This window comes from Dyadobacter arcticus (genome assembly GCF_011762185.1).
GTDB lineage: Bacteria > Bacteroidota > Bacteroidia > Cytophagales > Spirosomataceae > Dyadobacter > Dyadobacter arcticus.
The window spans coordinates 319,058-341,089 of sequence record NZ_JAASQJ010000002.1; the positions used below are offsets into that span (position 1 = coordinate 319,058).

Below are 22,032 nucleotides of genomic sequence, written 5' to 3' on the forward strand. Positions count from 1 at the left end.
TCTGGCCAGTGGTGAGCGGAGCTTTATTGATATTAGCAGGTTATTGGTCCTCTTTCAGCCGGGCGACTTCTGATTCGAGTTCCTTGATATGTTCTTGCAGCGGCATCAGCATCTCGTTGATTTCTTCAATAGTATAACGAGGCGTGATATACTTTGGACAGTTCCAATCGAAGGCTATTATATGAAGAAGAATAATCCGTTCTGCGATGCTTTCATAGCCCTCTGGGATGACTAGGTTCGCTAAATCCGGATGGCTGTCAATATCCACCGTTTCTACTTCGGCATATATCTTTAAACGTGCCTGATGCGCATAATCCATCAGGATAAGCGAAACTTTCGGGTTAGTCGTAGTATTGCCTACCGAGATGTATTGCTTGTTGCCATGCAAGTCTGCAAACCCTAATGTTACTGAATCGATCGTACGAAGAAACCCCTTCTTACCACCTCTATGCTGGACGTAGGGAAATCCATTTTCGCCGGTACTCGCGATGTAAAAGCTGTCGCGATCCTGAATGAAATGCTTTTCACTGTCTGTAAGTCCGGTTCCTGAAGTTTTCTGCTCGACGTGGGCATAAACTTTGCGGCTCCCGTACCGTTCTTGCAGGGCCTTTACTTCTTTCGTGAAAGCCACAGATGCGTAGTTCCGCGCCATGATTAAGTCAATTTTTACAAATTTAACTCAAATCTAATCGTACTGGTTGATGCTTTCAGCCAAAATGCCCTCCTACATAGTTTTTGGTCAACTCGTTCTGCGGGTTTTGAAACACATCCTGGCAATTTCCAAATTCAACCAATTCTCCCAGGTACATAAAGGCTACTTTGTCGGAAATACGCTGGGCCTGCTGCATGTTATGGGTTACGATCACGATCGTGTAGTCCTTCTTCAAACTGACAATCAACTCTTCTATTTTTCGCGTACTGATGGGATCCAATGCTGAACACGGCTCATCCATTAAAATTACCTCTGGTCGAAGCACGGTTGTGCGGGCAATACATAGTCTTTGCTGCTGCCCTCCTGATAACTTTACCGCTGGCTTTTTCAACTCATCCTTTACCTCTTCCCACAAATAACTTTCTTTTAAAGCCGATTCAATGAGTTTTTGAATTTCATTTTTTGGGAATTGATGGATGTTTAAAGCATAGGACATGTTTTCATAAATGCTTTTTGGCAATGGATTTGGCTTTTGAAATACCATCCCGATCCTCTTACGAATCTCGGTAACAGAGTTCTTCTTGTCATAAATATCCAGATCGTCCAACTTAATAGAACCCTCAATCTTCGCATCGGAAGACAAATCATGCATCCGATTGAAACAGCGAAGCAGCGTGGATTTCCCACAACCGGAAGGGCCGATTAAGGAGGTAACCTGATTTTTGGGAAAATCGATATTAATATTTTTCAATATTTGTTTTTGCCCAAAATAGAGATTCAATGAATGAGCTGATAATTTAATCTGATCCATATTACTGCTGAGTCCTTTGCTTAAAGCGGATATAAAAGGCAATGATATTGAGCACAAAAACCAATAGAATCAAAACAACCGCCGTGCCGTAAGCCAAAGGCCTGACCTGTTCAATGGACTGATGCTGTGTTGACAGCATATACAAATGATAAGGCAAAGCCATAAATTCCTGGTTCACGGAGGTTGTGGAGCCGTTGATATAAAAAGCAACACCGGTAAATAAGATAGGTGCCGTTTCGCCCGCTGCTCTGGATAATGTGAGGATTACACCCGTGAGAATACCCGGCAGCGCTTTCGGCAAAACCACGTCTTTGATGGTTTCAAATTGCGTGGCGCCCAAGGCAAGTGTAGCTTCCCGCATGCTGTCAGGGATCCTTTTCAACGCTTCCTCCGTCGTGGTAATAATGTAGGGTAACGAAAGCAGCCCCAATGTCAGCCCAGCCGACAAAACGGACGTCCCCAGGTGCAGCGCCTGAACAAATAAAGCCAGCCCAAACAAACCATAAATAATGGACGGAATGCCAGCCAGATTACGGATAGATGCCCTAATCATGCTGGTTAGCACAGAAGGCCTTGCATACTCATTGAGATAAATAGCACAAGCAATGCCGAAAGGAACAGCAAAGAGCGTGGTAATCAGCGTAAGCCATAGCGTGCCGGTGATTGCGGGCAATATTCCCCCGTGGGTCATTCCCTTCGTAGGCGGCTGGCTTATAAATCCCCAGGAAAGCGAGGACATGCCTTTTGAAAATATATCAAACAAAATAATTCCCAGGAACAAGCAGACAAGGATGGTACACCCCAGTAAAATCGTCCAGTTCAGAAAACGGGATAGTCTTTTTTTCATGCCTGAAATTTGCGTAAGCTGTTGGCGAAATATTCCCCCAGAAAGTTAATAGCTAGTGTGATCAGGAATAGCACGGCTGCAATGGCGAAAAGCGCAAAATAATGGGTGGTTTGATAAGGCACCTCCCCCATTTCAATGGCAATGGTGGCTGTAATCGTGCGGATGGAATCCAGGAAGCCGCCGGGCATCGCGGACGCATTTCCGGTGGCCATCAAAACCGTCATCGTTTCCCCAAGCGCCCTGCCCAGTCCAAGCATAACGGCCGCGATCAGGCCGGGCAACGCCGCAGGCAAGGTTACCTGAAATAAGGTTGCCCACTTATCCGCACCGAGTGCCAGGGAGGCTTCCCGGTACGTTTTCGGAACTGCATTAATGGCGTCTTCACTGATGGTGATAATGGTGGGGAGGGCCATCACTGCGAGCAGCACCGAACCGTTTAAGGCATTCAATCCATTTTGAATGCCAAATAGTTTGGCAATGCCAGGCCCGACCAAAACGATCCCTAGAAAACCAATGGCTACGGAAGGAATGGCTGCAAGCATTTCAATTACAGGTTTTAAAACAGCCTGTAACTTTCCTGGTGCAAATTCTGACAGAAAAGCGGCGGTAAATATGCCCAGCGGCACCGCGATCAGCATTGAACCCGCCGCTACCAGCCCGGTACTGGCCAATAAAGGCAGGATACTATAATTCCCATCAACACTTCCCGGATCCCATTGGTAACCGGTGAAAAAATCAACCGGGTTTACTTTTGCAAAAAAGGCAATGCTGTTGTAGATCAGCATCATAAAAATACCCCCGAGCAAAACGATGGTAATTAATCCAATGGCTTTAAACAATTGTTTTAAAAGCCAATCCGTAGTTTCCCGCTTCTTTACGTCCATTGACAATCAGTTTACGGGATAGTAGCCCGCCTCTTTAATGATTTTTTGCCCGATCTGACCTTTCTCAAAATCCAGGAATGGCTTGACTTTATCGTATGAATTCGATTTATAATACTGAAACAAAGGCCTTTGGAAAAAATATTTTCCTGCGGCAATCATTTTGGAATTCAATGGCGAAACGGCGATATCCTCTCCTGAATAGACGGTCAAAACCTTCAAGCCTTTGCTACCGCCGTGGATGACATAACCGGCACCTACATACCCAATGCCCGAGTTATCCTGCTTGATGGCTTCCAAAATCTGCGCATTCCCGTTCATTTCTTTTGCATGCGGGCTAAACGCGATTTTCAGCTTTTTTTTGACGAAATCGTGTGTACCGGAATTACTTTGCCTTCCATAAATATTAACAGGCATTTTTTTCGAAGTCACCGAGGACCAATTCTTGTAAGTTCCACTCAGGACGAGGGCCAGGGTTTTGGTGCTGATCGAATCAATCGGCAGCTCGTCGGATACCACGAAAGCAATGGCATCCTGAGCAAATATGAAAGAATCGATTGTAATTGTCTTCTTGTGAAATAGTACGATTTCTTCGCTATTAATGCTCCGGGAAGAATTGGCCATATCGGCAGTTCCATTGAGCAGGGAAGCAATCCCAAGGCCAGAACCTCCTCCGGAAATCGAAACAAAGACTTCGGGGTTATCACTGTGAAACGTCTCTGCAAGCTGGACCGCCAGGTTTACTTCGGTATCCGATCCCTTGATTTTGATCGTATCGCTGTCCCGGGCACATGAAGTCAGAAGCAAAAACACACAAGCCGAAAAATACCTCATGATATGACTGATCAACCTGAAAAAGAGATCAATATTAGCCAAAATGAAAGAAAGGCCATGTTGTCATTTTGTTATGAAATCTGTTAGCGCGCCCAGGTTACTGAGGCATTCCTATCATGCATGAAGCATCAAGGATAATTCATCATGGAATAGATAACTTTATCAAAAAAGAAATCATGACATGGAAATTAGTCCTGGCTGTCATCGCGATTGGTATCCTTGGACGGAAAAGGACCTACCTATGACGAGGGTGAATTGCTTCGCTGGCTGGGAGAAAGCGTTTGTCTCCCGACCAATTTACTGCCCAATGAAAGTCTGGAATGGTTACCTGTTGACGATTATTCAGCGAAACTGAACTTTCGACGTAAGGAAATCCCAATTTCTTTTATAGTAACATTTAATAAAATCCATGAGATTGTTCAAATGGAAACAAAGCGCTACATGGATGATGCGCGCAAGGAAAAATGGATCAACAAGACCAGCGGATATGAAGTCCACCATAACGTACTGATCCCAACAATACTCGAAGCTGGCTGGCAATTAAAGGAAGGATACTTCCCTTACGCGAGGTTTAAGATCAGAAAGATAGAGTATGATAAAAGTGAAATGTTTTAAATTTTGGTAATAATGCCGGCAACTGCGAAGGCTGCCTGGCAGCAATGCTTCCTATTTTGCTAACCTGGATAAAGAGCTGGAACTTATTGCTTCATTTGCCGATCCCATCAAGGCAGAAGTGCAGCTGCTTTATTTTACCAGATATAGGGACAATTCTAAAATCGGCCGGAATGGACCATCAAAATATTGTAATTAACCATTTATAGCAAAGCAAATGTTAGAAAATACCTCAACGCAAATAGCTGGATTATTGGGTCCAATTTTAATGGTAATATCGACATCAGAATATTTTAATTTTAAAATATGGAGAACAGTTGATCCTACAGTTGTCGTTTTAAATGGTTTAGTAATATTTATTGGAGGGCTAGCTATAATTCGTTACCATAATTTTTGGATTGCCAACTGGACACTTATTATAACGATTTCAGGTTGGCTTATCTTCACACTTGGCACTTATAGAATGCTTTTTCCTTCTCAGAAACAGCTTCAGCAAAACAAGACTACGAACCTTATTTTATTTGTGATTTTTTTCGTCGGATGTTTTTTGACATCGAGGGTATATTTAGGTCTCTAAACCAGGGTTACTTTTGATTCTTTTGGCAGGAGCTTTTTCGTAACGGCATACTTGGTGCTATTTGTGAGCCAACATCCGCCGGGCAATTTCTTGTCCCCATGAGTAGGCCATTGAAACGGTAACACTGACATTTGACTCTTTTGGCCGCGACTTTCGCTTTATTCATTCGCTTTAATTGATTAATGATTTTCAGGGCGATTGGGTTACACCGCCTAACAAAACCCGATGGTCTGCAACAAACTCGTTGAACGTTATAGGCTCCTTTCCGATGATGGATTCGATGCAATCAGATATGTTGGGCTGCTTTTGAAAGCGCGGAAAATAATGTAACATGATCATGACCAGTATGAAGTGGTTTGGAATTCCCTCTCTGCGCTTGGTGAGGAAAAAATTTATCAATCCCGGCGAAGTATATTGTACTTTGACTCCTAAAATGCGGGTTAGCCTCGCCGCCATCTCCCGGAACGTAAATAATTGACTGGTTGTCAGATCATAAGATTTGTTGATGTGTTCAGTAGCATTCATGAGGACAATGGCTGCCACATGGCCGACATCACGAACATCGACCACTGCAAACCGGGCATTACCAGCCGGTAAAAATATTCTTCTTCTGTCCAGAACATCGTTTTTTAATGTTGTACAAAAATTTTGCATAAAATAGGCAGCCCTGAGAAATGTGTAGGGGATCTGACTAGCCACAATCAGTTTCTCGATTTTATAATGGGGAATGAGTTTACTTTTCTCAACGCCCTGTACCGAAAGAAATACAATATGTTTGATTCCAACGCTTTTTGCAATATCTAGCAGTGGTCCAAAATATTTGGGTACTTCCGAAATTTGCGGAGGCCGCATCAGAAAAAGAAAATCGCATTTTTGTAAAGCAGGCTTATACGACGAGATGTCGGTAATGTCAAACCTGACTAAACTTATTCTTTGATCGACCAGCGCACTATATTTAATTGTTACATCCCTTACACCCGCCAATATTTCTAGCCCGAAATTGAGTTTAAGCAAGGATTTAATTACTTCGGCCCCAACGTTTCCAGTGGCACCAATCACCAAAATACTTGTCATCATTTTGAATTATGTTTTACTAAAGGATTCCAAAGGTCTTCGGAGCGACACATGGGTCAGGATACTGTTTCAAATAACCTGGTCATTAGTACCGAATGGACATTCCAAAGTTTCCGTTGAGTCCGAGACTGCAATAGTTCATTTATTCTGCAAGCGACAAAAAAAATTAGCGAAAAAGCAAGTATCAATGGGATGGTGAAATTGTTTTGTTAATGTTTTACTTTTTTAGTGGATACTTTAAGAAATTCACATCAAGCAGCATAACTACACCATTTCACAGGCTCTTAAAGTTATGTTAAATGACAATCAAATAGCATGAATGTAGCAGTGAAGTTGCTCATTGTGGAAGATGACATGATTATCGCCGCCGACATCGCGCTGCAACTCAGCAAGCTTGGCTATGAGGTGAGCGGGATTGTACCCCGGGGTGAAGAAGCCCTCCGGCACGTCGAAACCGATCGTCCCGACCTGATTCTGCTCGATATCAACCTCAAAGGCCCGCTGGATGGCATCGAAACGGCCCATGCAATCCTCCAGCATTGGAACATTCCAATTATTTACGTCACCGCCAATACCGACGAGGCCACCTTTGCCCGGGCGAAAAAAACCCGCCCGTACGCCTTCATCTCCAAGCCGATCCGATCCATTGAATTGCAACGCGCTATCGAGCTGGCCATCAGCCGCCTGGCCGACGAACATCACCCTACTTCTAACGACGCCCCTGTCGCACCGCCTGTGCTGAGCGATCGGATTTTCGTGCGGCATCGGGAAAAAATAGTCAAGATATTTATAGCTGATATTCTTTATGTCGAAGCCGACCGTAATTATTGCCACCTTTTCACGACAAACAAAGAATATTTGATGACAACGACCCTAAAGGTGATGGAAGACAAACTTCCCGCAAACTCTTTCGTGCGCGTCCACCGGTCCTATCTGGTAAACCTGGCGCAGGTCGACGAGGTTGGCGATGCACATATTGGCGTCAAGGGTAAGTCGATCCCGCTCAGCCACAACCTGCGGGATGCACTGCTGAAACGAATTCAGACCATTTAAGGCCCACATTATTCCCATCCTACTGAGACAACCCGCGCTGGTATTTCCTTCGGTAAGAAACCCCCGACCTTCGGACAGTAAATGAGTTTGTTCGTCCTGACACATTTGGTATGAAAGTGTATTGGCGGTAGCTTGGAACAAGGATTAACTCTCCAGATCTATCATTCAAACATTCAATCGTTCCGATGAAAACATTATTTTCAGTAATTGCGCTCCTATGGGGGTGCCTCAACCTTGCATCAGCGCAGGATTTTTATCTGCCTGTATCGTCCACCAACAAAACGGCAATCGCTTCGCTGCACCGGGCTTCGGAATTGTACTCCAATGTGCATTTTAAGGAAGGCCAAGTAGAACTCGACAAAGCCCTGGCCGACGATCCCAACTTATTCATGGCTTACGTATATGCGGCGCAGTTTGGACCAAGGAAAGAAAGGCAAGCAGTGATTGACAAAGCGCTCGCCCTGGACGCGACCAAGCTAAACGAGGCTGAGAAAATAATGCGGGAATTTTTCGTAAGCTGGAAGGCGGATACCAGTGCAAAGTCAGCCGAAACCATGAAAGCGCTGGTAGCGGCTTATCCGAAAACACCTCAGGCGCTGGAGTGGGCCTCGCTGCATTCCTTTTACACTGATAAAAACGTCGACGCCGCCCTGGACTATGCCCAAAAACTAACTAAAATGAGCCCGAAATTTGCGCCTGCCTATAATACAATTGGCTACCTCTATATGAACAAAAAGGAAATGGATAAAGCCAAAGCAGCTTTGGAAAAGTACATTGAACTGGCACCGAAAGAGGCGAATGCCTACGACAGCATGGCCGAATTTTACCTAAACAATAAGGAATACAAGAAGTCCGCCGAAAACTACGACAAGGCGGCGGCGATGGGCATTGCTGATGCCAAGGAGCGCGCAGATAAAGCACGGGCTATGATCAAATAAAAGGAGATGGTCCACCCTCCGCCACCGGGCAATAAAATGCCCGGTGGCTTCATTTAAAGCCCAAACCAGAAACGCTCACGGAATCAATTACGGTTCGGCGATCGGTGAATCTCAAAAAACCAAATCAAGCTCAATGAAAACCAACCAATTCCCCATAATTTATGCAGCTTTTGCCGCCCTGATCCTGTTTATCACCAGTTGCAATGCACCAGCGAAGGAAACCGCCACAAAAGCTACCGACACGCCAGGACTAACTTCCGGACAAAAGCAGGCAACTGAAAAGGAAATTGCTGATCTCGTAAAAGCATTCTTCCAGGATGTTGAAAACTTGGATATCGAGAAATGCATGACGTATTTCGAAAACACTACTGACTTTCAAGCGGTTAATCCAGATGGTACATTCGGTAATTTTGATGCACTCAAAAAATTGAATGCAGATGGTTTTAGCCAGCTTGCTACCTATAAAGTTACTCCCAAAAAGGAGGCGATACGGGTTTTGTCCGACTCGCTTGTACTCTATACCTTCTTAGTCGGTCAGGCTGGAATATTGAAGACCGGCGAAAAAGTCAGTTACGATAATGTTGCCGGGACGATGCTTTTTGCTAAAATCAATGACGAGTGGAAAGCGACTTTTTACCATGAGTCAGCGGCGGCGCCGGTAGTGAGAAAGTAATGCTATTGAATTAAAAGCGTATAAAATCAAACAATTAAACTAAACATATTCAACTATGAAACCCTCCTCATTTTCAGGTTTACCCAATCAAAAAACTGTATTTGTCGCACTTTTCATTTTAGGAATTGTATTTCAAAGCTGTACTGAAAAGCCAAAAGAGGCAGAACAAGCTGGTACCAAATTCGATTTAGCAGCCGCCAAAACCGAAATTGAAGAAATCAACAAAACCTTTATGGCTTCTTTTGCCAAAGGTGATTCCGTCGGAGTAGCGAGCTTATACTCTACAGATGGGAAGCTAATGTTTCCCGAAGCGCCTTCTTTCGTTGGAAGAGCAGCTATCCAGACAGCTGTTTCAGCTGTGATAAAGTCAGGAGTAACAAGATTAAATTTTGAAACAAAAGAAGTATTCGGTAATGAGGATTTATTAGCAGAAGAAGGTGAAGTGACGGTTTATGTAAAAGATGCGGCAGTCGCGGTTGATAAATATATCGTTCTTTGGAAAAAAGAAGATGGAAAATGGATGATGTTCAGAGATATGTCAAGCCCAAACGCTCCGGCTAAATGAAAATCAATTCCTTCACAAAAATCCTGGCTGCTTCTGGTGCTTTACTGGTATTTTTTGCCGGGTGCAATTCTACTGTGAAGGAAAAACCTGCCACCACCGAAGAGCTGTCCCAGATGAACAGAGACTTTGCAGCTGCGCTCAATGCAAAAGATGCAGCAGCTGCTGCGGACTGCTATACGGACGATGCCACCTTATACCCTCCCAACGAAACCGCCGTGACAGGGCGGGACAACATTCTGAAATACTGGCAAGGTACTATCGACGCGGGTGCCACCAATGTATCGGTTAAAACAATTGGCACGGGCAGCAATGGCAGCCTGGGCTGGGAAACGGGTCATTTTCAGATGGATATAAAAATGCCCGACGGGAAAGTCGTCGTCGACATGGGCCGCTACGCCGAACTGCTCAAACGCAATTCGGACGGCAAATGGGTATCGATTATGGGAATGTGGAATGCGGATGCGCCACCTGCTCCCTAACCGCGGAGGCGGACTCCGAGCCGTCGGACCGTCCGCGGCGGCGGTCCGACTTTTTTGTATCTTGTGAGCTACCGAAACTGATTGTCCCAACATGGGTAAATACGTCGTTCAATGGTGGCTCATTTTGTTATTGTACCCCTCCTCAATCGCGGGGCAGGCACAATCCACGGTACTCTACTTCAATGAGCCGCCCAAAGAGACGCTGAGACCTAATCGAAATCAGCTGATCGTCAATCAGTTTTTCAGCGACCGTGACGATTTTCTCTGGTTCATCAGCAATGGCCTGAACAGGTACGACGGCCACGAGATCGTATCCATCCGTTCCAATCCTATTGACTTGAATTCGCTTTCCTCGTCCAGTGTGATCGATATGATCCAGGATGAAAAAGGTAATTTTTGGATCACCACCCGAGACGGCGGCCTGAATGCCTATAATCCGCAAACGGGAAAGGTCGCCCATTTTCGCCATGTGCCTACCAACAAAGCCAGCTTGTCGACCGATAAACTCCGTTTCCTGCAACGCGATGAATCGGGTAAGATCTGGATCGGGAGCGATTGGGGTATGAATCAGTTCGACCCTAAAACAGGTCAGACAGTAAGGTTTTTACCAAGGCCAGGCGAGGCGGGGCAGTTACAAGGCAACCCATTGTCGCCTATTGTGGTCGAAACCGGCCACATATATGTCAGCACTACTGTAGGCTTCGAGTACTACAACCGGACCAGCAAAAAATGGCACTGTTTTCCTGCATTGGACAGAAAGGGCATACCTATTCCAAACGTCATTGTTGGTAACAATTCCTCAAACAGTCTTTGTAAAGACCGAACGGGACTGATCTGGATGGGTATTCCCAACCAAACCGGGTTAAGGGTGTTCAATCCTAAAACCGGGCAAATTATCGCATTCGACGCACGTACTGCTGACGGAAAACCCATTCCGTATCCAACAGTGATCCTGGAAGACCGCTCGGGAAGGCTTTGGCTCTGTTGCGCGAACGACATTTACAGAATTTCGGCAGACCGGACCTTGGTAGAGAACTGTACGCCGGTAGCCGTCGAAAATGAGGAGCGACTCACGGAGTTGCAGACGCTTTACGAAGACCGGCAGGGCCTTATTTGGTTGGTACGTCACGGTGACAAAAATCCGCTTTTCTTCGATACCCGCCAGGAACGCTATCCCAACCTCCAAATGCCTCAGCTGGGTAACCGCAACCCGCTGGCCTCGCACATCCTACATGACCCAACGGGCCGCGATCGGTCGGGCTCAACCTGGATCAGTACAGATTTGGGCCTCATTCACCACAATCCCATCCGCAACGACGCAAGGTTTGTGCTGACCGGGCTAACCATAACGTCTGCCAGCCTCTTACCCGGTAATTATCTGCTGGTGATTTCCGAAGATGACGGTTTGTTTATTTTTGATAAAAAAACAGGGCGCATCACTCCTGTCCGGTTGAATAGCGGAGGCACCATCCAGGCTCCGATATTTTCGGTTCTTGACCAGGACGGTGACTTGTGGATATCGACCTGGGGATACGGCCTTTTCCATATTCCACAGGGCAGTCTGTCTTTGGAAACAGGAGTTGTGAAGCGCTACGAGCAATGGAAAAATGACCCTGCAGATCCAAACAGCCTTGCGTCGAACCTGCTGCAGAAAATTGCTGTAGATGCGAAGAATAACGTTTGGGTGTGCGGAGCCGCCAATGGCCTGTGCAGGGTAAGCAAACGTGACCGGCGCGTGCAGCGGTTTATGCTCCGGCAAGGTGACCCGGACGGGATTGCTGGAAATTACACTTACGCTCCTCTCATTGACAAACAGGGCGATGTGTGGGTTATGAGCGGATTTAGTGCTCCTTTGCAGCGGCTTTCCGTCAAGACCGGGCGTTTTAAAAAATATGGCATCGCCGACGGTTTTACGGATGAATATTTCGCGCATGCCACGATGGATGAAACCGGCAAAATCTGGTTCAATCAGAACCATGTCGTTTCCTGTATTGACCCAGTAACAGAGAAAGTAAATACATTTCCGCAGTTTGTAGGCACTTCTGCGTACGCCACGCCCATTGCTGCGCGGCTTGGCACAGGCGAGGTTTATTTTAGCTGCCAGAATAACCTCCGGCGGTTTACACCAGCCCTCATTGAAAACGCCCTGCGAACTCCTTCGCCACTCCGGCTGGAGGCGGTGTCTTCTTTCGATGCCGACGGAATAAAAGCAATGAAGCCCCTAGCGGAAGATCGCTGGCGGGGTAAAGAACTCGCATTGTCATACATGGAAAATACCCTTGAAATCAAATTTGCGCTGCTGGATTATCGCAACGTCAACAATAGAGAGTATGCTTACGCGCTGACCTCAACCAATGAAGAGCCGCAGTGGGTCAATATCGGCCTGAACCATACCGTCGATTTTGCCCAGTTGAGGCCTGGGACTTACCTGTTTCATTTAAAAGCCCGCAATAGCGACGGGATCTGGACCAAACTGGAAACACCCCTTCGGATTGCTATCAGCCCTCCCTGGTGGCTGAGTCCTTGGGCATATGTTACTTATGCGTTGCTGCTGTTATTTGGTTTTTGGTATCTGATGAAAGCCCGACTGCGGGGACAAGCCCGCGAACTGGCCTTGCGTGAAGCCGTTGTGATCAGACAGCAGCGCGATGAGATCGCGCAGAAAAACAGCCAGAATGAGCTCTTACTGAAGGAGGTCCATCACCGGGTCAAGAATAATCTGGGAGTTGTTTCAGGTTTGCTCGCATTGCAGTCCGCAAAAGTCCACGACCCCAAAGTATTGGAAGCCATCCAGGCCAGTCAGAACCGGGTGCTCAGTATGAGCATTATTCACCAAAAACTTTATCAGGGCGAACAATTGGGGGCCATAGAAATGCGCGATTACTTTGCAAAGCTTGCGGAAAGTATCCTGCATTCCTTCGGCATGACCGACCGCATTAGCATCGATTGCCCCATGCCCGAACTCATGTTGGACATCGACACAGCAATTTCCATCGGACTGATTACCAACGAGTTGTTGACTAACTCTCTAAAATATGCATTCGTTGGAAGAGATATCGGCACTATTCGTATAAGTCTGACCCGGTTGGGCGATAATTCATTGCTGCTGCAAGTGGCCGATAATGGTATTGGCAAGATAACCGTGGAAACAGCCAAAGAAACGGGTTTCGGTACGCAGTTGATAGACCTGCTCACCCGACAGCTCGATGGTAGTATTATTTACGAAAACCAGGAAGGGACGCTAGTCAAACTTCAATTCAACCGACCAGCCACGGCACATGGTCGGATCAACTGATCCGGCATATAGCCTCCAAAAAATTCGATTGAACCATGATGAGAAATCATGGTTGAAGCATTTTCACTCCCACAAGCCCACCGCATCATGGACGTAAATTATTACGGTGTATTACGTTTATACCAGGCCGTTCTACTTGTCCCTCGTGAACATGGAATAACGAAAACGTCCGCTAGCACTGTCGTGTCTTGCTGGTACATAGTTTTCGAACAACTCACCAAAATTTAGATGAAAATAGATCCAAATTATAATTATATTGTTAAATCACTAAACTATATCAAGCAATTCACTGATGCGTTTAATTTTTTAAGCGTTTATGCCTTTCTTGGACGAATTAATCTAATTTTAATAATTGCTTGCTCTTAACCTGGTTCGGCCAGGAATGACCATGCAGAAAATTCATCTTATGGAAGCCAATCTGAAAAAAAACGTACAGGAATTCAATAAAAATGTAGCCGAGAACGGGGGTTTCCTATACACGACAAATGCAACGTTCTCTTCCCACGTCGCCAATAAAAGAATATCGGATGAAATATTCAAATTGATTAAACCTCACTATAAAACATTGCTTGATATTGGTTGCGGGGATGGGACTTACACTTATAATATCAAGCAAAACTTCCCCAATCTCGAAGTCCATGGGTTTGATCCGGCGGAAAGTGCAATTCAGATTGCAACTAAAAATTACCCGTCAATCCTTTTTAAAACAACCAACCTGCTGGACGATTCGGTGCCATTGCCGGAGAAAAAATACGATGTCGCAGTGATACGCGGCGTCCTTCACCACCTTACTGATCAGCAGAAAGCGATTGAAAATGCTTTCAAATTTGCAGATAATGTTATCATAATGGAGCCCAACGGGAACAATCCGGTTTTGAAACTAATTGAGAAAACATCTGCGTATCATATTGAACATGAGGAGCAATCATTCTATCAATGGCAATTGAAACGCTGGATCAAAGATGCTGGCGGGGAGATTGTAGAATGGAAATACGTGGGTTATGTACCCTTTTTCTTTCCGACCGCGCCCGCAAAAATCATTTATTTTTTTCAGCCTTTCCTTGAGAAAATCCCGGTACTTAAACACATTTTTTCCGCTCAATTCATCATTGCCTGCCGCAAGCGAAAGTAAACGCCAACTTGGGATAAATAACAATCATTGACCATGATATGATTTTACTACTTCGGAAAAATATCCTTATCATACTGATATTAGTTTTTGCCTTTTTCCTGAGAGTTTACCAGTCTGGCAGTCATGGAATTTACCTGGATGAGAAATATACAATGGTTATTTCTCAGGGGATTGTTATGGAAGGCGCGAACCAGAAAGATGTTTTTTTTGCGCCCTCAAAGACTACTTTTACCCCTGCCGAATTCTGGAAACCAAAGTCTCTCGACGACTTCATTGAGGCAAACATAAGGGGTGATATTGGCAATAGCCCCAGCTATTATGTTGTATTATGGCTTTGGATGAAGATTTTCGGCCTGAGCGATTTTTCAGCACGCTTTCCTTCGGTACTGGCCAGTACGCTTCTTGTTGGGCTGCTTTTCATATTTGTAAAAAGGCATTTCAAATCAACCAACCTCGCATTGTTAAGTGCTTTTCTAGCCGCCATTGAGCCATTTTTTGTGGCGTATAGTCACATGGCGCGCAATTACTCGATGAGCTTTTTCTTAACATTGCTGGCTACGCACGTCTTTCTGATCATTTACGAAAGGACCAAGGCTGGGAAAAAGTCCGCAGCTTATTTTGTCGCGTATGGATTAATCCTGGCCCTCTCACTGCTCTCGCATTACCTTACGCTGACCGTTTTCTTATGTCATGGTCTGTTCGTTCTGTTCTACATAAGGCCTTTCAAGCGATGGATTGTCTATCTGGCAACAACTTTGGCAGGAATAAGTATCGTTTCTCTGTGGTTCATTTATGGCGGGGGATCTTACACATTCAAAACCCTTGCCCATCAGGCGAAGCTTTACAAAGACGTGGCGCTCAACAATCCCACAAATAATGGTTATGGAGAGATATTACCTGCCACATTAGCGAACGTCAGCCAAAAATCGCTCCCGCTTTTTACCGACCTGTTTATCTTTTCCAATGGGCTTGGACAGTTCAAAACGCTTGGGATCCGCAATATGGCGCTGGCATTGTTCCTTGGCACTGCGGCTGTATTAATGCTCCATCTTTTCAGGAGGAAACAAAAGCTGCCTCTATGGGTTGCGTTGCTATATCCTGTTCTGTTAATTGCTGGGTTACCATTTTTTTCAGTAACCAATCTACAACTCGTGGCACTCGCAGCCCTGCCATCCTTTATATATTTGCTTATCATAAGCCTTGGTAGTAAAGATGCGGATCTCCCGGCCCCACTTTTGGTATTTACCCTGATTCTATCATTTGTACCGACCCTGTTTCTGATTGTAATGGCGTTCAGAAACGGACATACTTATGGGATTACCCAACGTTATTCCGGTTTTTCATTTCCCTACACTGTAATATTGATTGCGTTCATGATCAGGCAGTTATCCCGGCTGCCGCTTGCATTCCGCGGAGCCTTAGCGGCTGTGCTCTGTATTCAGTTATTTTTTGTAGCAAAATTGCTGAATGATGTTTATCAGGACCGCGCACCGAAGTATACCTATTTCTCGATTACTCGTCAACCAAATCCATATTACGTGACTGCCCAGAAAATCAAGCAGTTATATGCAGTGGGCGATACGGTTGTGTACCCTTCCAGAAAACTTTACTTCCACGACGAGATAGAAAAGACCTATTGGCCTTATTCTATTCAGGATGCCCAACTCACGAATTTATATCTGCCCCGCGATGCTAAGTACGTCCAACGATTGGACACTACCGAGACGGATAAAATCATACTAACAAAACCAAGAGGAGTAAAAATCACTTTATTCGACCTGCAGGGAAAGACGTACCGTTACTGATCGCAGGTAAGTTTCCAATCCACTTTTTTGCAAATTCAAATGCCTTAAATAAGCTCTTACAAGGAGCTTATTCGGTTCACGGGTATAACAATGGTCACACAAGTACCATTCTCGGGATTTGAACGAATCTGGATTGATCCGTGATGATTTGAGACGATCTGTTTGCAAAGGGTGAGCCCTAGTCCAACACCGTCCGATTTCTTGTTGAGCTTATTCAACAGACCAAATACATATGATTCGTATTTGCGCTCAAAACCGATACCATTATCACAAATTTCTAATTTTACGTGGTCTGTATAGTGATATTTACCTGCATTGGCCTGATAGATATTCTCTTCAATTACAACTGCATTAACCTGAATTTCCAGTGTCTGATGTGAACTTCTGTTTTGGACTGCGTTTTTAATTAACTCAATAAACAGACGTTTCATTTGTGCTGCATCGCCAAAAAATCGGGGGATGCTTTCAAAAAAGACAGTGAAGCCAGTTATGCCAAGTGATTGCTTCACATCCAATTCTGCTTTGCGGATCAATTGACCGACGTCCAAATGAGTAAACTCCTCCCGTAACGAACTATGATTAACAAAATCAAACAAGGCATTGGTAAGAAACCGCAACCTGGTGACAGACCTGTTAATGATGTCTACTTTTTTCAGATTTTCACTGTTTTGTTGTATCTCTTTCTGCTCGACTAATGCTTCGAAAAAAAACGCGATTTTCCGGATCGGCTCCTGCATGTCATGCGTAAGCACTTTACCTATCTGCAGGTATTCATCGGTACGTTCCCTCAGCATCGAAACCTTCGAATCAAGCTCTTGCTGGTGGATTTCAAGTTGTTTTTTGAGTTGTATCAGAACATCGTTTTCTTCAAGGACCTTCTGCTGCGCTTTTTTAGCGAGAAGCAGCTCCTCTTCATACTTTTGCCTTTCCCAAACAGCGGTAAAAATGCCGATATAGGAAACAAGGCCATTTACCTCACTCAATTTAACATTGACCAAAACCGGAACCGGCGGGCCGGTCTTGGGTTTCAGGGTCAGAAATATTTCGCTGACCTGACCTTTGAGTTTAAGCAAAGGAAAAAAATGGGTCTGGTAGAAGATACGGCTGGAAATTGTAAAAACGACTTCAATGCCGGAATCAATCATTTCATCAACGTTGTATCCCAGCAGCTCACAGATAGTTGGATTGACGAACGTAATTTTCCCATTGTCTTCAAAAACGATGCAACCACATGGCAAATCTTGTAGTATCCGTTCGAATAAATTCAAGGCGTTGGGATTAATTAAGCTAAAAATTCCTTCATCAAGCCGATTGTTTCTTCAGGTGAACTTAGATGGGGGCAATGACCTGTGGCTTGCATGACCCTTTGCGTACTGTTCGGAAGATGATCCTGAAGATACTGGCCTACCTCGTTGGGTGCGATCAAGTCTTGTGAGCATTGCAAAATAAGCGACGGATGGCGCACCTTGTGAAGGTCCTTTCGATTATCAGACAAGAAGGTAACCTGAGCGAACTGCCTGGCAATCAACGGATCGGTTGAACAAAAACTTTCTGCCAGCTCATCCACCAGCTCAGGGCGGTCGACATTCTGCATAACAACCGGCGCCAGAAAATTGGCCCAGCCTATGTAGTTTTTTTCCATGGTTGAAAGCAATTCGTCAATATCGGTCTTTTCGAAACCGCCAACATAGCCATCATCATTGATATAGCGGGCTGATGGTCCTATGAGTACCAAACTTTCAAAAAACTCCGGCTGTTTTATTGACGCCAAAAGCCCAATCATTCCACTTACAGAGTGCCCGACAAATACTATATCTTTTAAATTGAGCGCCCGACAGATATCCAGAACATCCTGGGCGTACCCGGTAAGGCTACCATACCGCTCCTGATTATATGCTGAGGTATCCGAATTTCCGCTTCCAACATAATCGAAGAGAATAATCCGGAAATCGTTTTCAAAAGCCGGCCAAATGTAACGCCACATCTGCTGACCACAGCCGAAGCCGTGCGCAAAAACCATTGGCCTACTACCGCGGCCAAAATCGCGGACGTTATTTCTTTTGATAATATCTCCATCCAGCTGCATCATACCGATAAAGATAGCCGTGATCAATCAAAATTTTAAATATTATAATGTGATTAATGCACTAAGCACTCCAATTTACTGCCAGGTTTGATTTACATCTATAAGTAAAACAACATTTATCCATCAAAAAATGCTACCTTCAACCAGAACGCTTTGGCAGCTGTACTGCAAAAAAGCCAGGAAACTGCCGGAAACCCGGCATTGAGCAGAAGAAGGTGATGAATAAAATGTTAGACATACTATATCTCGAAGATAATAGTGAGGACGCGCAACGTATCAGGGAAGTCTTATTAACAGATAACGGTGATTACAAGCTGTTTGTGGTCAGTACCGAGGCTGAGTTCTCAACGGCAATAACAGCTTCCCCTCCTGATCTTATTCTTGCGAGCCACTCAATTCCTTTTTTCGGCTGCCATGAAGCATTGGCAATTTCCGTCGAAGGCGGCCGGAGAATACCTTTTATCATCATTGCTTCGGCATTATTCGAAGAGTTTGCGGTAAACCTGGTCTGCAATGGTGCCGACGATTATATTCTAAGAGATCGCCTGAGTCGGCTGCCCATCGCTATCCGCCAGGCTTTGACAAAGGTTCAGCATGAAACCGAGCGGAAAAGCTTTATTGATGAGTTGGTTATCAGTGAAAAGCGATACCGAGCCCTGATCGAGAACAGCACTGATGCGGTCGTCATACTTGATAAGGAAGGAAAACCAACTTACGTGTCTTCGTCCACCACGAAGATGTTAGGTTATTCGTCGGAAGAGATCATGCAAATGGACTTGTACACGATTATGCATCCGGATGATTTGGCGCCAACGGCGCTGATCCTCGAAAAGGTGCTCGCCAACCCGGGTATTGCCATCAACGGTCACACCGGGAGAATGCGACATCAGAATGGAGAATGGCGTTGGATCGAGGCTATTGTTACCAATTGCCTGGACGACCCGGCCATTAATGGGATTGTGGACAATTTCCGGGACATTACCGAAAAAAAAGCAGCAAACCTGCAATTGTTCGAAAGTGAGCAATTCAATAAGGGAATACTTTCCTGGCTTACGTCCCAGATTGCTGTGATCAATGATTTTGGGGTTGTGATTGCCGTGAACAAAGCGTGGGACGATTTCGCAAGAGAAAATGGAGTGGCTACGCTGGAACGTAACTCGAAAGGAACCAATTATTTTGAGGTTTGTGAAAAAGCAATAGCAGCAGGAGTCTACGACGCCGCAAAGGCGCTTGCCGGGATTTTATCCGTATTAAGAAAAGAGGCATATGTTTTTGAAATGGAATATCCCTGCCATTCTCCCGAAGAGAAACGGTGGTTTATCCTTCACGTAATGCATTTTGGTGATGATGATTCCAAAGTGGTCATTTCACATCAGGACATCACGGCACTTAAGACTACCGAAGAGGAATTGGTTTTGAGCCAGGCGCGATTGAATGAAGCGCAGGCGATTGCGAAAATTGGTAGCTGGGAAGCCGACCTGGTATCTTCTAAATTGATCTGGTCCGAAGAAACATATCGCATTTTCGAAAAAATTCCTGACAAGTTCACTCCCACATATCAGGGATTTCTGGCACTCATCCACACTGACGACCGTAAAATGGTGGATCTCGCCATTCAAAATTCGATCAGGGAAAATAGATATCATAGCATTGAACACCGTATTGTCACGGCTAGCGGAGTTGAGAAGGTCGTGGAAGAGAGCTGGCAAATCATTACGAACGAAGAGGGGGTTGGGCTTCGCGCCAGCGGTACCTGCCAGGAAATAACGCAGCGGAAAAAAGCTGCCGATCTAGTCATGAATTCTGAGGCTAATCTGAACGCGATCATCGAAAATACAGACGCTTTCATTTATTCGCTGGATCGGAACTTGTGCTATATTACCTTCAACAGCCGGCTTGGGGACAGCATGAAAAACCTTTACGGCGTTAGCATCCATCCGGGATATAGTATCCTCGAATTCATTAAAACGTTTGACCCAGATGGAGTTCAGGAATGGGACGAAATCTATTCGAGGGCATTGGAAGGCGAGACTGTACTTTTTGAGAGGTCGTTTGATTGGGACGGTTCGTATACATATACCCGTTTTTCCATTAATCCAATGTGGAAGGATCAGTCTGTAATTGGTCTTTCATGCTATGTCGATGACATTACCAACGAAAAACAGGCCGATGAAAAAAACAAGTTTCAGGCGAATTTATTAGATACCATCGGACAGGCGGCGATAGCCACAGATCTGGAAGGATTTGTCACATTTTGGAACAAGGCCGCTGAGCAAATTTATGGTTGGAATGCCAGTGAAGCATTGCATAAAAATATCATGGACCTGACACCGGCTACTGAATCGCGGCAAAGTGCCGGTGAAGTCATGGCTTTGCTGAAGACTGGCCAAACTTGGACCGGGGAGTTAGAGGTCCAGCGTAAAGACGGGACTCATTTTCCAGCATTTATTACCAATTCGCCCATTTACGATCAGCATCAGAAATTATCCGGAATCATAGGTATCTCTTCTGATATCACCAAAATCAAAACAGCCGAGTTGGAAGTCCGGAAGGTATATGAGGAAAAAGATGTTATTCTCGAAAGTATTGGGGACGCGTTCTTTGCGGTAGATCAAAACTGGATCATAAGCTATTGGAATAGCATGGCCGAAAAGGTATTGGGCAAAACAAAGGCGCAAACCCTCGGCAATAAACTCTGGGATGTATTTCCAGATGCCACGGGCTCTGAGTCAAAACGGAGATATCAACAAGCGATTGACACCAACGAGGCTGCACATTTTGAAGATTACTATCCGCGGTTGAAAAAGTGGTATGAAATAAGTGCCTATCCCTCCGCTAATGTATTATCAGTTTATTTTAAAGACGTTACCGCGCGAAAGCAAATAACATCTGCCCTGGAGGAATCGGAGCGGAATTATAGTGGGCTGTTTAATTTAAGCCCGCTGCCCATGTGGGTTTTTGATCCCGAAACTTTACAATTTTTGGATGTGAATGAAGCCGCCATTACCGTTTACGGGTATAGTCTTGAACAATTTCGGACCATGACCACCGAAGATATTTTCTTTCAGCAGGATACAGAAAGGACAGTGGCTATCCTGAACAGTGAAAAAGCTCCGGCCCTCCAATTTTTTGGTCCGGGAATATTTGCACATCAGAAAAAAGACGGCACGCTGATGCAGGTCGAAATTCGTAGTAATGCGATAAGATACCATGGAAAAACAGCGAAGATTGTCATTGCGACCGACATGACCGAACGGTATAATTACATTCATGCGATTGAAAGACAAAATACAAAACTCAGGGAAATTGCCTGGATACAATCCCATGTGGTAAGGGCACCTTTGGCCAGGATTATGGGTCTTGTACCCATGATCAAGGATGCGGACTCATACATTGATGAGCAAGATATCCTACTCGATTACCTGGTTATTGCAGCGCGCGAACTGGACAATGCGATTAAGACTATTTCTGATAAAACCACTAACGCGGAAGACAGAGTAACGGTACTGTAACCGAAATTCATGACCTGGTCGGCCGGCTACCCTAGCTGGCAAAATGTGAACGCCAGAAGCGTTCACATTTTTTTTGCAGAATATATCCGCTTCTCCTTTCCAATTCCATTCTCTTATAGTGACAAGTTGATGCCATTCAAATGAGCAAAGCCGCTTGACTGGCGGCAATTACGGCCGTCTCATAAAAACTCACTAGATTCACTAAA

Annotated in this window: 18 protein-coding genes; 10 read left to right on the forward strand and 8 right to left on the reverse strand. The window is 45.0% G+C overall.

Annotated elements, in window-relative coordinates; all coding sequences use genetic code 11:
• Positions 1–40: 40 nt before the first annotated feature.
• Genes FHS68_RS09010 through FHS68_RS09030 form a run of 5 tightly spaced genes read right to left on the reverse strand, consistent with a single transcriptional unit; the run spans position 41 to position 4,025 of the window.
• Positions 41–652 carry a pyridoxamine 5'-phosphate oxidase family protein gene (locus FHS68_RS09010; protein WP_167269284.1) on the reverse strand — a complete coding sequence of 204 codons (612 nt, stop codon included), beginning with the start codon at positions 650–652 and terminating at the stop codon, positions 41–43.
• Between the two features lie 55 nt (positions 653–707).
• A complete protein-coding gene (pstB, locus tag FHS68_RS09015) occupies positions 708–1,454 on the reverse strand; it encodes a phosphate ABC transporter ATP-binding protein PstB (RefSeq protein ID WP_310588558.1) in 747 nt (248 codons plus the stop codon).
• Between the two features lie 10 nt (positions 1,455–1,464).
• A complete protein-coding gene (pstA, locus tag FHS68_RS09020) occupies positions 1,465–2,310 on the reverse strand; it encodes a phosphate ABC transporter permease PstA (RefSeq protein WP_208408265.1) in 846 nt (281 codons plus the stop codon).
• Positions 2,307–3,194 (reverse strand): phosphate ABC transporter permease subunit PstC, encoded by an 888-nt coding sequence (pstC, locus tag FHS68_RS09025; RefSeq protein ID WP_167269288.1) that lies wholly within the window; start codon positions 3,192–3,194, stop codon positions 2,307–2,309. Before pstC ends, pstA begins: the two co-directional genes overlap by 4 nt.
• A 6-nt stretch (positions 3,195–3,200) precedes the next feature.
• Entirely contained in the window at positions 3,201–4,025 is an 825-nt protein-coding gene (locus tag FHS68_RS09030; protein WP_167269291.1) for a PstS family phosphate ABC transporter substrate-binding protein, read from the reverse strand.
• Between the two features lie 219 nt (positions 4,026–4,244).
• On the opposite strand from FHS68_RS09030, the gene FHS68_RS09035 reads away from it, so the two are divergent.
• Complete coding sequence (locus FHS68_RS09035) at positions 4,245–4,640, forward strand: DUF6544 family protein (RefSeq protein WP_167269293.1); 396 nt, start codon at positions 4,245–4,247, stop codon at positions 4,638–4,640.
• A gap of 763 nt (positions 4,641–5,403) precedes the next feature.
• Here the strand turns inward: FHS68_RS09035 and FHS68_RS09040 are convergent.
• Complete coding sequence (locus FHS68_RS09040; RefSeq protein WP_229211827.1) at positions 5,404–6,291, reverse strand: NmrA family NAD(P)-binding protein; 888 nt, start codon at positions 6,289–6,291, stop codon at positions 5,404–5,406.
• 312 nt (positions 6,292–6,603) lie between these two features.
• On the opposite strand from FHS68_RS09040, the gene FHS68_RS09045 reads away from it, so the two are divergent.
• The 8 genes from FHS68_RS09045 (at position 6,604) to FHS68_RS09080 (ending at position 16,228) form a co-directional block, all read left to right on the forward strand.
• Complete coding sequence (locus tag FHS68_RS09045) at positions 6,604–7,341, forward strand: LytR/AlgR family response regulator transcription factor (RefSeq protein ID WP_167269295.1); 738 nt, start codon at positions 6,604–6,606, stop codon at positions 7,339–7,341.
• 185 nt (positions 7,342–7,526) lie between these two features.
• Positions 7,527–8,279 (forward strand): tetratricopeptide repeat protein, encoded by a 753-nt coding sequence (locus tag FHS68_RS09050; RefSeq protein ID WP_167269297.1) that lies wholly within the window; start codon positions 7,527–7,529, stop codon positions 8,277–8,279.
• A 133-nt stretch (positions 8,280–8,412) separates the two neighbouring features.
• Entirely contained in the window at positions 8,413–8,952 is a 540-nt protein-coding gene (locus tag FHS68_RS09055; RefSeq protein ID WP_167269299.1) for a nuclear transport factor 2 family protein, read from the forward strand.
• A 55-nt stretch (positions 8,953–9,007) separates the two neighbouring features.
• Entirely contained in the window at positions 9,008–9,517 is a 510-nt protein-coding gene (locus FHS68_RS09060; RefSeq protein WP_167269300.1) for a YybH family protein, read from the forward strand.
• A complete protein-coding gene (locus FHS68_RS09065) occupies positions 9,514–9,996 on the forward strand; it encodes a YybH family protein (protein ID WP_167269302.1) in 483 nt (160 codons plus the stop codon). Before FHS68_RS09060 ends, FHS68_RS09065 begins: the two co-directional genes overlap by 4 nt.
• A gap of 91 nt (positions 9,997–10,087) precedes the next feature.
• Positions 10,088–13,291, forward strand: coding sequence for a histidine kinase dimerization/phosphoacceptor domain -containing protein (locus FHS68_RS09070; RefSeq protein WP_167269304.1), 3,204 nt, complete (start codon positions 10,088–10,090; stop codon positions 13,289–13,291).
• A gap of 382 nt (positions 13,292–13,673) precedes the next feature.
• Entirely contained in the window at positions 13,674–14,423 is a 750-nt protein-coding gene (locus FHS68_RS09075; protein WP_229211828.1) for a class I SAM-dependent methyltransferase, read from the forward strand.
• A 38-nt stretch (positions 14,424–14,461) separates the two neighbouring features.
• On the forward strand, positions 14,462–16,228 hold the full coding sequence (locus FHS68_RS09080; protein WP_167269306.1) for a glycosyltransferase family 39 protein: 1,767 nt from the start codon (positions 14,462–14,464) through the stop codon (positions 16,226–16,228).
• 56 nt (positions 16,229–16,284) lie between these two features.
• Here the strand turns inward: FHS68_RS09080 and FHS68_RS09085 are convergent, their stop codons facing one another.
• Positions 16,285–17,496 (reverse strand): PAS domain-containing sensor histidine kinase, encoded by a 1,212-nt coding sequence (locus tag FHS68_RS09085; RefSeq protein ID WP_167269308.1) that lies wholly within the window; start codon positions 17,494–17,496, stop codon positions 16,285–16,287.
• 14 nt (positions 17,497–17,510) lie between these two features.
• The gene (locus tag FHS68_RS09090) at positions 17,511–18,317 is read right to left on the reverse strand and encodes an alpha/beta fold hydrolase (RefSeq protein WP_310588526.1); all 807 of its coding nucleotides are present in this window, start codon (positions 18,315–18,317) and stop codon (positions 17,511–17,513) included.
• Positions 18,318–18,541: 224 nt separating this feature from the next.
• Here FHS68_RS09090 and FHS68_RS09095 point away from each other — a divergent pair, with 224 nt between their 5' ends.
• Positions 18,542–21,826 carry a PAS domain S-box protein gene (locus tag FHS68_RS09095; protein WP_167269310.1) on the forward strand — a complete coding sequence of 1,095 codons (3,285 nt, stop codon included), beginning with the start codon at positions 18,542–18,544 and terminating at the stop codon, positions 21,824–21,826.
• Positions 21,827–22,032: the final 206 nt, after the last annotated feature.

What these genes read in the sequence shown, in the direction of transcription:
- FHS68_RS09010 (WP_167269284.1), bottom strand. Translation starts at nt 652, where the DNA reads ATGGCGCGGAACTACGCATCTGTGGCTTTCACGAAAGAAGTAAAGGCC.
- pstA (WP_208408265.1), bottom strand. Translation starts at nt 2,310, where the DNA reads ATGAAAAAAAGACTATCCCGTTTTCTGAACTGGACGATTTTACTGGGG.
- pstC (WP_167269288.1), bottom strand. Translation starts at nt 3,194, where the DNA reads ATGGACGTAAAGAAGCGGGAAACTACGGATTGGCTTTTAAAACAATTG.
- FHS68_RS09030 (WP_167269291.1), bottom strand. Translation starts at nt 4,025, where the DNA reads ATGAGGTATTTTTCGGCTTGTGTGTTTTTGCTTCTGACTTCATGTGCC.
- FHS68_RS09040 (WP_229211827.1), bottom strand. Translation starts at nt 6,291, where the DNA reads ATGATGACAAGTATTTTGGTGATTGGTGCCACTGGAAACGTTGGGGCC.
- FHS68_RS09045 (WP_167269295.1), top strand. Translation starts at nt 6,604, where the DNA reads ATGAATGTAGCAGTGAAGTTGCTCATTGTGGAAGATGACATGATTATC.
- FHS68_RS09050 (WP_167269297.1), top strand. Translation starts at nt 7,527, where the DNA reads ATGAAAACATTATTTTCAGTAATTGCGCTCCTATGGGGGTGCCTCAAC.
- FHS68_RS09055 (WP_167269299.1), top strand. Translation starts at nt 8,413, where the DNA reads ATGAAAACCAACCAATTCCCCATAATTTATGCAGCTTTTGCCGCCCTG.
- FHS68_RS09060 (WP_167269300.1), top strand. Translation starts at nt 9,008, where the DNA reads ATGAAACCCTCCTCATTTTCAGGTTTACCCAATCAAAAAACTGTATTT.
- FHS68_RS09065 (WP_167269302.1), top strand. Translation starts at nt 9,514, where the DNA reads ATGAAAATCAATTCCTTCACAAAAATCCTGGCTGCTTCTGGTGCTTTA.
- FHS68_RS09070 (WP_167269304.1), top strand. Translation starts at nt 10,088, where the DNA reads ATGGGTAAATACGTCGTTCAATGGTGGCTCATTTTGTTATTGTACCCC.
- FHS68_RS09075 (WP_229211828.1), top strand. Translation starts at nt 13,674, where the DNA reads ATGACCATGCAGAAAATTCATCTTATGGAAGCCAATCTGAAAAAAAAC.
- FHS68_RS09080 (WP_167269306.1), top strand. Translation starts at nt 14,462, where the DNA reads ATGATTTTACTACTTCGGAAAAATATCCTTATCATACTGATATTAGTT.
- FHS68_RS09090 (WP_310588526.1), bottom strand. Translation starts at nt 18,317, where the DNA reads ATGATGCAGCTGGATGGAGATATTATCAAAAGAAATAACGTCCGCGAT.
- FHS68_RS09095 (WP_167269310.1), top strand. Translation starts at nt 18,542, where the DNA reads ATGTTAGACATACTATATCTCGAAGATAATAGTGAGGACGCGCAACGT.